The following is a 12,108-nucleotide window of genomic DNA, read 5'->3' as shown; positions in this document are numbered from 1 at the left end:
CAGGTGAACGCCTCGCACGATGGCTCGACACGTCGGGTGACGCATACCGTGACGGGTCACGAACGCAGGCACCCCGCCGGCGCGTGCTCAGTACAGCGCCGTCAGCCGCTCGGCGGCGTCAGCCGCGCCGGCGGCGCTCGCCGACAGCTCGATGACCTTGTCCCTGCTGCGCCGCCCCCGTACGATCACCAGCTCCCGCGCACGCACCCCGAGCGCCTCGGCAAGGGTCTTGCGCACCGCATCGTTGGCCTTACCGTCGTTCGCGGGGGCGGACACGGACACCACGAGCGCGGTACCGAGCGCGCCCTCCCGGCTGCCGTCCACGAGATCGCGTTTCGCTCCGGGCCTGACCCGGACGGCGAAGCGCAACGTATCGGACACCCCGCGATCGTAACGGCCGGGCACCGGCTGCCTGCGCGGCACGTCAGCCTACGGAGCGCTTGGACACCGCTACCCGGACCGCGTGACCGTCCCCGACCGTGCCCTCGTAACCGCCGTCCACACCGGCGAATCCGACCTCGTCGGCCAACGTCTCACCGGCGATGAAGTCCTGATGATTCCGTGCGGCCGCGATCACGTCCTCGCCTGCGTCCACCCGCAGCGAGATCCTGTCGGCCACGTAGAGTCCGGCGTCCCTGCGCGCTTGCTGGATCACCCGTACCAGGTCCCTGGCAACGCCCTCCTCGGCCAGCTCAGGTGTGACGTCGGTGTCCAGCAGCACAAGGCCTGAACCGGACGGGAGCTCGGCCGCGGCAGCATGGTCCTTCGCCACGAACCGCCGCTCGTACTCCCCGTCCATCAGCTCGATCCCTGCCGCGACGACGTGGCCGTCGGGGCTGGTGTGCCACTCCCCCGACTTGACCGCCTTGATCACCTTCTGTACGTCCTTGCCGAGGCGCGGGCCCGCAGCCCGCGCGTTGACCGCCACCTCGAACCCGCCGTAGGCGGCGACATCTGTGGTGAGCTCGACGTCCTTGACGTTGACCTCGTCGCGGATGATGTCGCTGAACCCGGCGAGTTGCTCGGCGTCTGCGGCGGCGACGAGAAGCTTGGCCAGCGGCATGCGCACGCGGAGTTTGTTGGACTTGCGCAGGCCGAGTGCCGCCGAGCACACCTGGCGGACCCGGTCCATCGTCCCGACCAGTGCGGGGTCACCGCGCAGCTCTTCGGAGGACGGCCAGTCGCACAGGTGCACCGAACGCCCACCCGTCAGGCCACGCCAGACGGCCTCTGTGGTCAGCGGAAGCAGCGGCGCCGCAACCCTGCAGGTGACCTCGAGCACGGTGTGCAGGGTGTCGATGGCCGCGCGGTCGCCTGCCCAGAAGCGCTCCCTGGAACGGCGCACGTACCAGTTGGTCAGCACCTCGAGGAACTCGCGGATGGAGTAGCACGCGCCTGCGAGGTCGTACTCGTCCATCTGCTCGGCAACACCCGTGGCCAGCTCGTGCGCCTTGGCCAGGATGTAGCGGTCGAGCACGTGCTCGGAGGAGGTGCGGAACCGGCCCTCGACCCCCTCGGCGTTGGCGTACAGCGCCAGGAAGTACCAGGAGTTCCACAGCGGCAGCACGGCCTGCCGCACCGCGTCGCGGATGCCCCGCTCCGTGACGATCAGGTCGCCCCCGCGCAGGATCGGGCTGGCCATCAGGAACCAGCGCATCGCATCGGCCCCGTCCCGCGCGAAGACCTCGTTGACGTCCGGGTAGTTATTCCTGGACTTGGACATCTTCTGCCCGTCGTCGCCGAGCACGATGCCGTGTACCACGCAGTTACGAAACGCCGGGCGGTCGAACAGCGCGGTCGCGAGCACGTGCAGGGTGTAGAACCAGCCCCGCGTCTGCCCGCTGTACTCGACGATGAAGTCTCCGGGGAAGTGGTGCTCGAACCAGTTCGCGTTCTCGAACGGGTAGTGCACCTGGGCGAACGGCATCGAGCCGGACTCGAACCAGCAGTCCAGCACCTCCGGGACCCGGCGCATCGTCGAAGCGCCGGTCGGATCGTCGGGGTTGGGCCTGGTCAGCTCGTCGATGTAGGGGCGGTGCAGGTCCGTGGGCCGCACCCCGAAGTCGCGCTCGAGCTCGTCGAGCGAGCCGTAGACGTCGACGCGGGGGTAGGCGGGGTCGTCGGAGACCCAGACCGGGATCGGCGACCCCCAGAACCGGTTACGGGAGATGCCCCAGTCCCTGGCGTTCTCCAGCCACCGCCCGAACTGCCCGTCCCTGATCGACTCGGGCACCCAGTTGATCTGCTGGTTGAGCTCGACCATACGGTCGCGGAACCGGGTGACCGCGACGAACCAGGAGGACACCGCACGCTGGATCAGCGGGTTGTCGCACCGCCAGCAATGCGGGTACGGGTGCTCGTAGGTGTCGTGGCGCAGCAGCAGCCCCGAGGCCTTCAGATCACGGATGATCGGCTTGTTCGCCTCGAAGATGTTCAGCCCCTCGTACGGGGGGACCTCCGGGCCGAACTCCCCGCGCGCGTCGACCGGGGTCGCAGGCTCGATCCCTGCGGCGTCGGTGACGACCTTGTCCTCCTCACCGTAGGCGGGAGCGATGTGCACGACGCCTGTGCCGTTGTCGGTGGTGACGTAGTCGGCAGCCAGCAGCTGATGCGCGTTGCGGCGGCCCGCGAAGAAGTCGAAGGGCGGCGTGTAGCGGATGCCGAGCAGGTCGCTGCCGTTGTACCTGGCCAGCACCCGCGGGCTCTCCCCGAGCTCGGCCGCGTACGCACCCAGCGTCGCCTCGGCCAGCAGGTACCGCTCACCGGTCGCCTCCACCACGACGTAGTCGAGATCGGGGTGCACGGCGGCGGCCAGGTTGGACGGCAGTGTCCACGGTGTGGTCGTCCAGACGAGCGCGTACGCGCCGTCCAGCTCGTCGCCGGAGGCGTGCAGCCGTAGCCCGACGGTGACGGCGGGGTCCTGCCGGCTCCGGTAGACGTCGTCCATCTTCGTCTCGGTGTTGGACAGCGGCGTCTCGCAGCGCCAGCAGTACCAGAGCACCCGGAAGCCCTCGTAGACCAGACCCTTGTCCCAGAGGGTCTTGAACGCCCACATGACGCTTTCCATGTAGTCCAGATCGAGCGTCTTGTAGTCGTTGTCGAAGTCCACCCATCGCGCCTGGCGGGTCACGTAGTCACGCCACTCGCCGGTGTAGCGCAGCACCGACGCACGGCACGCGTCGTTGAACTCGGCCACCCCCATGGCCTCGATCTCGTTCTTGTGCGAGATGCCGAGCTGCTTCTCCGCCTCCACCTCGGCAGGCAGGCCGTGGCAGTCCCAGCCGAAACGGCGCTCGACCCGTGCGCCACGCATCGTCTTGTACCGCGGCACCACGTCCTTGACGTAGCCGGTCAGCAGGTGCCCGTAGTGCGGCAGCCCGTTCGCGAACGGAGGCCCGTCGTAGAAAACGAACTCGTTCGCCCCGTTCACGCCCGGGTCACGGGACTCAACACTGGCCTCGAACGTACCGTCGGCGTCCCAGTACTCGAAAACCTCGCCTTCCAGTGCCGGAAACGACGGCTGGGCGGGCACGCCTTCCTCGCCCGTGCCGCTTCCATGCGCTGCCTTGGGATAGGCCATCCTGGTACTCCTCGCGGTCGTTCCGTCGCTCGCACGGGTCTGTTCGACCCACACGGGGACGACACGCCCACCCGTCGCCCGCCCCGCCCGCTCACGGGCGCGCCGGCGCGCGACTGGTCATTCGGCGTACCGCGGTACCACCCCGTTTGCCCGCCGCTACGGCGGGCCACTCGTCGTCCGGCTGTGACGGGCCGGCCCCGTCCGGTTCTACTAAGGCCGGTCACGCGACCGGCCCGTTCTTCCGGAGGCTCCCCGGTGATCGCCGGATCAACGCCGTTCGAGGTTTGGTGCTGGCTCCAGGTTAACGCCTCGGGACGGCGCACCGTTCCCCCAGGGTCCCTCGGGACGGGCCGACCCCACACCACGCGTGCCGCGGGAGGTCTTCGTACGCACCCCGGGCGGTCGACCGGCAGCCGGCATCCGGCGGGGGACCCCGGGCGAGCCCCGGACACCGCCGGTGACGCTCCTTGCGCGCCCTACGTGCTCGCGCTCCGGTGCTGTGCGGCGAGCCGCCCGTCCGGACCACACCGCGCGCACGGCGTGAATCCCAGCTCCCGCGCCTCGGCCACGGAGATCGGCATCGTGTCGCGATCGGCCAACCACGAGCACACCTCGAGGTGGTAACGGGGATGCTCGTCGACGACCAGCACCTCGTCCTGCAGCTCTGCGACGATCAGCAGGTCCGCCGCGTCCGTCTCCTCCTCATCGGGGTCACGGCCGGGCTCGTCCCCGTCGCTGCCGGCCGCGGCGTTCTCCCCCTCGGTGGCGGGACGTTCCGCATCCGCACCCTGCCCGGCAGCTGCCGTGACCTCGGCGGTCTCGCCGGCGGGCGCCTGCTTGCCACGCCTGCGCAGCCAGTCCACGACCAGCAGCAGTGCAGCCACGGCCGAACAGCCGATCGAGATCCATGCCCACAGGGACGAGCCCGTGACCAGTGCGGCTACCAGCAGGCCAAGAGCACCGAGTACCAGGACGAGAACGATGTAGAGCACGACGACTCAGCTCGGACGTGAGGAGGTTTCCGGCACGGCTTCGCCCGGTTCCCGCTAGCCTGCCTCGGCGCGCGGGCCGAACGAGAACCCCTGGTTGCTCGCACCACCGCCCGCGGACGACGAGTTGGACTCACCCGTCGACCCGCCGGACGACGGTGCCGAGGACGGCGCGGCCGAACCACGGTCGTCCAGCTCGCGCAGCTGGGACTCCAAGAAGCCCCGAAGCCTCGTACGGTACTCACGCTCGATCGTGCGCAGCTCGTCGATCTTCTTGCTCAGGGCATCCTTCTCCGCTGTCAGCGCGTTCATCGACTCGGTGTACTTGCGCTGCGCCTCGCGCTCCATGGTCGCGGCCTTGTCCCTGGACTGCCGCTCGATCGTCTCCGCTCGGGTACGTGCGTCGTTGAGCATCGTCTCCGCCCGGGTCCGGGCCTCGTTGACCATCGAGTCGGCCTTCGAGCGAGCCTCGGAGAGCAACTGCTCCGACTTGGTGCGCGCCTCGGCGAGCATGCCATCGGACTCGGCCTTGGCCTCGACCGTCAACCGGTCGGCCATCTCCTGGGCGAGCCCGAGCACCTTCGCCGCCTGCACGTTCGGTTCGCCACCGTCACCGCCCAGCCCGGCGTGCTCCTGGGTCTGCTCCAACGCCGAAGGGGCCGGGACCGAGGTGAGGCGCCGCGCGGGCTCCTCCTGACGCGCAGGTTCGTGCTGCGCAGGCTCTTGACGAGCCGGCTGTGCAGCCGGAGCGCCCGAGTTCGCGCCCTGCTGAACCTCACTGCGTGCCGACTGCAGCTCGGCATCGAGCTGTTCGACCTGTTGACGCAGCTCGTTGTTTTCCTCGATCAAGCGGGCAAGTTCGGTCTCCACCAGGTCGAGGAAGGCGTCCACCTCGTCCTCGTTGTAGCCCCGTTTGCCAATCGGTGGCTTGCTGAACGCGACATTGTGCACGTCAGCGGGGGTCAAGGACATCTGATCACCTCACGCACTCCAGGCCTGCACGATACCCGGTCCCTTCACTGGGCACCGGATGACGCCAGTTGCATCAGTATGAACACAACCAACAACAGCACCATAATCGATAAGTCCAGCCCCACGTTGCCGATCCGCACAGTCGGAATGATCCGACGGAGCGCTCGGACAGGTGGGTCGGTAACTGTGTAGATGGTCTCGAGCGTTACCGCAACCCCTCCCGCTGGACGCCACTCACGGGCGAACGCCCGTACGAGCTCGGCCACCACTCGCGCCAGGAGGATGAGCCAGTAGACGAACAGCACATAGTAGACGACTTGAAAGACCAGTTCCACGCGCCTAACTCTGCCACTTCTCAGCGACGGAGGAACAACCCGCCCTCGGCAATCCGCCGACGATCCTCTGCCGAGACATCGATGTCGGGGGGCGAGAGCAGGAAGACCTTGTTCGTGACCTTGTCGATCGAGCCTTGGAGAGCGAAGGCGAGACCAGCGGCGAAGTCCACAAGCCGCTTGGCGTCCGCGTTCTCCATCTCGGTGAGATTCATGATCACCGGGCTACCGTCCCGGAAGTGCTCGCCGATCTCACGCGCCTCACTGTAGCCACTCGGATGCAGGGTCACGATCCTGCTCAGCGGGTCGCGGGCGGGTGGGGCGGCCGGCTGGGCACTGTACTCCGGCACCGAACGCAGCCTGGTGACCTGCTCCGGCTGCCGGTCCATCGCCAACGCCCCGGCCACCGCCGGCTCGCCGCCTGACCCGCGGCCTCGGCCACGGACAGGCACGTTCGGTTCGTCGAGCGGGTCGGCGCGCATGCGGTAGCCGCCGCGCCCCCGGTGTGGCGGCTCCTCCGCCATGTATCCTTCTTCGTCCCGGTAGTCCTCCCGGTAGTCGTACCGGTAGCCCTGGTGAGCTGGGTAGTCGTCGTACCCCTCATCGTCGGCTGGGATCATCCCGAAGTAGGCTTTCAGCCTCTGCAGCGTGCTCATGCTCTCCTCCGCGATTTCGGGGTAGCGCCCCACCGTCACTCACGCGAGGCTAGCTCTCGACCCCCGAGCAACGCTGTTCCGACACGCACACACGTGGAGCCGTGTGCCACGGCCGCCTCGAGATCTCCGCTCATCCCGGCCGAGACCTCGTCGAGATTGGGATAATCCTCACGAAGTCGGCGGTAAATTCTTGCGAATCGCGCAAAAGTGGCACTGTGATCCACCCCATACGGGGCAACAGTCATCACTCCGCGAACACGCAATTCATTCAGTTGAGTGATTTTACTCACTAGTTCCGGTAGTTCTTCCTCTGGGCAACCACCGCGATGCGGCGCATCATCCAGGCTCACCTGCACCAGCACGTCCAGCGGTCGCGTACGTGACCCGCGCTCCCTAGCGGTGGCGACTGCCCGATCGAGTGCGGTAGCCAACCTCACCGAATCGACGGACTGCACCTCGTCGGCCCACCGTACGACCGTGCGCGCCTTGTTGCGCTGCAGCCGGCCGACCATGTGCCACCGCACGTCCGCGTCCGGTCGCAGCGAAGCGAGCTCGGCGGCCTTGGCACCGGCCTCCTGGTCCTTGTTCTCCGCGAAGTCACGCAGACCCAGGTCGGACAGCAGCGCGACATCGGATGCCGGGAACGTCTTGGTGACAGCCAGCAACCGGACCTCACCGGGGTCCCTGCCCGCCGCCAGGCACGCCCTGTCGACCCGCGCGCGCACCGATTCCAGCGCCGCGCGCAGCTGCGCCTTCCGCTCGCCCGCTGTGCCGGTCACGCGGAATCGACCCACGTCACCGCGGCGATCCGGCCGGTCGTGCCCTGCCTGCGGTAGCTGAACAGCGAGTCATCCTCCGCGGTACAGCGAGGGTCGACCCCGACACTGCCGATACCGGCCGCCGCGAGCTGGTTCCAGAGCCCGGACCGCAGGTCGATACCGGCCGTCCCCTTCGCGGTGCGACACGCGCTACCCGGAAGGTGCCGCTCGACATCGGCTGCCATCTCGCGTGGAACCTCGTAGCACTGCCCGCAGATCGCAGGCCCGAGCAGTACCTCGACGCGGGATGCCTGCGCTCCGAGCGAGTACATCGCCTCCAGCGCCGCCGGCACCACACCGACACGCGCGCCGACACGACCGGCGTGCGCCGATGCGGCCACGCCCGCTTCGGGGTCGGCGAGCAGGACCGGTACGCAGTCGGCGACCAGCGCCACGACCGCGAGGTCCCGTTCGGCCGTCACCAGCACATCCGTCGCCTCCGCGGGGCCGTCGAGGGGGCCGTCGACGATGCGGACCGTCCGGCCGTGCACCTGCTCCATCCACGTGACGCGGTCCTCGGCGAGACCGAGCTCGGTCGCCAGGCGCTTGCGGTTGGCAGTCACCGCGTCCGGGTCGTCGCCGACCTCGTCGCCGAGGTTGAACGAGTCGTACGGTGGGCTCGAGTACCCACCCGCGCGCGTCGTGACCACTCGACGTATCCGCACGCCCTGCCTCCCGGTCGCGTTCCTCACTCGTGCGGCTCGCTGTCTGAAGCTCGCTGTCTGGAGCTTGCTTCTGGAGCTCGCTGTCTGGAGCCCTTCGCCGCTGCCTCACACCTTAATCGGCTGCGCGCACCGACCCGGTGGACAGGGCCGGTGGACAGGGCCGGTGGACAGAGCCGGTGGACAGAGCCGGTGGACAGGGCACGCAGCAAGGGGACGCGCGAACAGGACGCACGGCTCGCGGCGAGCGTGCTACTCGAGGCGACTGCCGGATGTGCCACCGGCCGCCGCTGCGGAACCGGGGGCCGGCTGATCCTAACGCCGCATGAAGGGCGGGACGTCCACGTCGTCGTCCTCGGAGTCATCGGTAACCGGAACAGCCCTGTTGGGCAGGCTCCCCCGCGAACCACCGTTACTCACCGCACCGCCTGCCCCGTGCTGGGGCAAGCCACTGCCTTGCGCAGCAGCCCCCGTGGATCCGGTGGATCCGGTGGATCCGGTCGAGCTCGCGGCACCCGCACCGCCGCCCGCAGCGGGCTCCTGCCGCGCGGCGGGCCTACCCTGCTCGGCCTGGCGGGACCCGGAGGAACGTTCCGCGCCGCCGCCGACCGTGCCGGACTCCGCCGATGCCGTGGACGTCGACGTGGAGGAGGCCACTGCCGGTGGATCCAACTTCTTGTGCGTCGGTGCGCCTGCGTCGAAACCTGCGGCTATCACCGTGACACGGACCTCGTCACCGAGCGAGTCGTCGATGATCGTGCCGAAGATGATGTTCGCTTCCGGGTGCGCGGACTCCTGCACCAGCGACGCGGCCTCGTTGATCTCGAACAGCCCCAGGTCCGAGCCGCCCGCGATGGACAGCAGTGCCCCGTGCGCCCCGTCCATCGACGCCTCGAGCAGCGGGGAGTTGATCGCCTTCTCCGCGGCCTGCACGGCCCTGCCCTCGCCGCGCGCGGAACCGATCCCCATCAGCGCGCTGCCCGCGCCCGACATCACGCTCTTCACGTCTGCGAAGTCGAGGTTGATCAGGCCCGGCGTGGTGATCAGGTCGGTGATGCCCTGCACACCCGACAGCAGGACCTCATCGGCCGAGCGGAAGGCATCCATCAGCGAGACGCCGATGTCGCCGAGCTGCAGCAGCCGGTCGTTCGGTATCACGATCAGCGTGTCGCACTCGTTGCGCAGCTCCTGGATCCCGTCCTCGGCCTGCGAGCCGCGCCGTTTGCCCTCGAAGGAGAACGGGCGCGTCACCACGCCGATGGTCAGTGCGCCGAGCTTGCGCGCCACCTGAGCGACGACCGGCGCTCCCCCGGTGCCGGTACCGCCGCCTTCGCCCGCGGTCACGAACACCATGTCCGCGCCCTTGAGGACCTCCTCGATCTCGTCACGATGGTCCTCGGCGGCACGCTGACCGACGTCCGGGGCGGCACCGGCGCCGAGACCGCGCGTGAGCTCCCTGCCGATGTCCAGCTTCACGTCGGCGTCCGACATCAGCAATGCTTGGGCGTCGGTGTTCACCGCGATGAACTCGACCCCCTTGAGGCCGACCTCGATCATGCGGTTCACAGCATTCACACCACCGCCGCCGATACCGACGACTTTGATCACCGCGAGGTAGTTGTGCGGGGGCGTCATCGGGTCCGCCTTCCTGATCGTGGCTTGAGGTCTCCGCTGCTTCGACGTCCGAAGTCGACCACCCCGGAGCTGTGACGCCCGGGAAAACCCTCGACCTCAACATGAGGTTCAGAATTATGTCAACTTCTGACGCTGGTTCTGGACGGTAAGCATCGATTTCCGGTGAATCCAGCAGCCACGCCGGGTGTCGCGCCTGAAAGTTGTTGCTATGACGACACTCACTCGACCACCACCCCGTGTCGCCCCGCGCCTGCCCTCGCGGCTCGCCGCCGTCCGGTGCCTACGAGACAGTGGGCAGCTCGGGGCTCGAGACGTCGTAGACCTCGCCGGGCCGGGCAAGAATGGCGTCGAGAACCTTGACCTTGCGCTCCATCTGCTCCCTGTCACCCCAGCGCACCGTATCCCCACCGGCGAGCCCGAACTCGATGCTGCCGGGAGAGTCCGCGCCGATCACCTCGACCGACTCGCGGAGCTCCTTCGGCAACCCCGTCAGCACGTCCATCACAGCACGCGTCGTGTCGTCCTCCGAGGACACCGAATCCAGGTCCAGCTCGGGAAGCCCGGACGGGGCCGAGTCGACCTCGTGGAACGGCACGCCGTGCTTGTCGACCAGGCGGGTGCCGTCGAACGCGGAGAAGAACGCCACCGGCTCCCGTTCGACGACCTCGATCGAGATGGTGGCCGGCCAGGAGCGCGACACCTCGGCGAGTTCGAGCTCGTCCAGCTCGACGACGCGCTCGGCCACCTCGTCGGTGTCCACGCGCAGCATAGGACGCTGATCCGGGATCGCCGCGAGCTCGACGACCGCCTCCTCGTCGACCCGGTCGAGCCCCGTCACCTCGACGTCACGGACTCCGAGCAGCGAGGTGAACAGCAATACGTAGCCGAGGCCGCCGACCGCGAGCACGCACAGCACGGCCACAGCCCGGCGCAGGAAGATCCGGCCCCGCGACGGGCGCGCCCGAGCCTTACGTGTAGCGGCCCCACGTCGGCGCGTGCTCGCCACCGGTTACTCCTCGCGGGCGTGTGCGACCGCCGGGGCCGTATCGCGGTCGTCCAACTGCCTGATGATCTCCGGGCCGAGCTGGGTGACGTCCCCGGCGCCCATGGTGATCAGCAGGTCGCCCGGTCGCGCCAGCCCGGCCGCCAGCTCGGCGGCCCGGTCGAACGCCGGCTCGTAGTGCGCCACGGCACCGGTGATCCGCTCCGAGATCAGCGCGCCGGTCACACCGGGCACCGGTTCCTCCCGTGCCCCGTAGACGTCGAGTGTCACCACCTCGTCGGCGAGGCCGAGCGCGGCGGCGAACTCCTCGGCGAACGCCGCGGTGCGTGAGTACAGGTGCGGCTGGAACACGACAAGCACGCGCCCGCGGTCGGCAGCGTGCCGGGCAGCGCGCAGCTGGGCCGCCACCTCCGTCGGGTGGTGCGCGTAGTCGTCGTAGACCCGGACCGCCCCCGCGCGGCCCTTGAACTCGAAACGCCTGCTCACGCCCGAGAACGCGGCCAAACCCTCCAGAAGCTCGTGCTGCGGGGCACCGAGCTCCTCCCCCGCGAGCAACGCGGCGACGGCGTTGAACGCCATGTGCTCGCCGGCCACGGGGACGATGAGGTCGATCTCCTCGCCACGCATCTCCAGGCGCACGGTCCCCCCTTCGTCACCGCCTGCCGTGTAGTCCAGCACGCGGGCGTCGGTGAAACCCGTGGCTGTCCGGCCGTACCGCCGCACCCGTACCCCGTCGGCGAGCAGGCCCCGCGACTCGGCCTCGCCTGCCAGTCGCTCGGCAGCCGGGTCGTCCGAGCACACCACGAGCACGCCGTCGGCGCGGATACGGCTGACGAACCCGTCGAAGGTCGCCCCGTACGCCTCCGACGTTCCGTGGTGGTCCAGGTGATCGGGCTCGATGTTGGTGATCACCGCGACGGACGGCGCGTACGACAGGAAGGAGCCGTCGCTCTCGTCGGCCTCGGCGACGAACATCCCGCCGCTGCCGTGATGCGCGTTGGCTCCCGACTCGTTGAGGTCGGCGCCGATCGCGAAGGACGGATCGAGGCGGCAGTGCTGCAACGCCACGGTCAGCATCGACGTCGTGGACGTCTTGCCGTGCGTTCCGGTGATGCACGCGACGGTGTGACCGTCCATCAGCAGCGCGAGCGCGTCGGCCCGGTGCAGCACCGGGATGCCACGAGCGCGGGCCGCGGCCAGCTCCGGGTTGCTCTCCTTGATGGCTGTGGAGACGATCACGGCGGTCGGCTCGTCGCCGGAGCCGTCGAGGTTCCGCGCGTCCTGACCGATCGCGATCGCCGCACCCTGCGCGCGCAGGGTCATGAAGGCTCGGGAGTCCTTCGCGTCCGAACCGCTGACGGTACCGCCCCGTGCCAGCAGGATGCGGGCGATACCGCTCATTCCCGCCCCACCGATGCCGATCAGGTGTGCACGCCGCAGGCGCTCGGGGACTGGCATCGT

At 69.0% G+C, this 12,108-nt stretch carries 11 protein-coding genes; all 11 read right to left on the bottom strand.

The annotated features are described in order from the left end of the window. Positions 1-87: 87 nt before the first annotated feature. A complete protein-coding gene (locus CHB84_RS03455; protein ID WP_089300109.1) occupies positions 88-369 on the bottom strand; it encodes a DUF167 domain-containing protein in 282 nt (93 codons plus the stop codon). Between the two features lie 55 nt (positions 370-424). After that, positions 425-3,580, bottom strand: coding sequence for an isoleucine--tRNA ligase (gene ileS, locus CHB84_RS03450; protein ID WP_089300000.1), 3,156 nt, complete (start codon positions 3,578-3,580; stop codon positions 425-427). A gap of 476 nt (positions 3,581-4,056) precedes the next feature. Beyond that, positions 4,057-4,572 (bottom strand): hypothetical protein, encoded by a 516-nt coding sequence (locus CHB84_RS03445; RefSeq protein WP_089299999.1) that lies wholly within the window; start codon positions 4,570-4,572, stop codon positions 4,057-4,059. A gap of 54 nt (positions 4,573-4,626) precedes the next feature. After that, positions 4,627-5,541, bottom strand: a complete 915-nt coding sequence (gene wag31 / locus CHB84_RS03440) for a DivIVA-like cell division protein Wag31 (protein ID WP_089299998.1) — start codon at positions 5,539-5,541, stop codon at positions 4,627-4,629. A gap of 44 nt (positions 5,542-5,585) precedes the next feature. Then, positions 5,586-5,876, bottom strand: a complete 291-nt coding sequence (locus tag CHB84_RS03435) for a YggT family protein (RefSeq protein WP_089299997.1) — start codon at positions 5,874-5,876, stop codon at positions 5,586-5,588. Positions 5,877-5,896: 20 nt separating this feature from the next. Then, positions 5,897-6,529, bottom strand: coding sequence for a cell division protein SepF (locus CHB84_RS03430; protein WP_089300108.1), 633 nt, complete (start codon positions 6,527-6,529; stop codon positions 5,897-5,899). Between the two features lie 35 nt (positions 6,530-6,564). Next, complete coding sequence (locus CHB84_RS03425) at positions 6,565-7,308, bottom strand: YggS family pyridoxal phosphate-dependent enzyme (protein ID WP_089299996.1); 744 nt, start codon at positions 7,306-7,308, stop codon at positions 6,565-6,567. Next, the gene (gene pgeF / locus CHB84_RS03420; protein WP_089299995.1) at positions 7,305-8,012 is read right to left on the bottom strand and encodes a peptidoglycan editing factor PgeF; all 708 of its coding nucleotides are present in this window, start codon (positions 8,010-8,012) and stop codon (positions 7,305-7,307) included. Before pgeF ends, CHB84_RS03425 begins: the two co-directional genes overlap by 4 nt. 312 nt (positions 8,013-8,324) lie before the next feature. Further along, positions 8,325-9,644, bottom strand: coding sequence for a cell division protein FtsZ (ftsZ, locus tag CHB84_RS03415; RefSeq protein ID WP_089299994.1), 1,320 nt, complete (start codon positions 9,642-9,644; stop codon positions 8,325-8,327). 280 nt (positions 9,645-9,924) lie between these two features. Continuing rightward, complete coding sequence (locus CHB84_RS03410; RefSeq protein ID WP_089299993.1) at positions 9,925-10,650, bottom strand: cell division protein FtsQ/DivIB; 726 nt, start codon at positions 10,648-10,650, stop codon at positions 9,925-9,927. Between the two features lie 3 nt (positions 10,651-10,653). Next, positions 10,654-12,105, bottom strand: coding sequence for a UDP-N-acetylmuramate--L-alanine ligase (murC, locus tag CHB84_RS03405; protein WP_089299992.1), 1,452 nt, complete (start codon positions 12,103-12,105; stop codon positions 10,654-10,656). Positions 12,106-12,108: the final 3 nt, after the last annotated feature.

It is taken from the genome of Haloechinothrix alba, assembly GCF_900188115.1.
Taxonomy (GTDB): Bacteria; Actinomycetota; Actinomycetes; order Mycobacteriales; family Pseudonocardiaceae; genus Haloechinothrix; species Haloechinothrix alba.
This window is presented reverse-complemented; position numbering and strand designations above follow the sequence as displayed.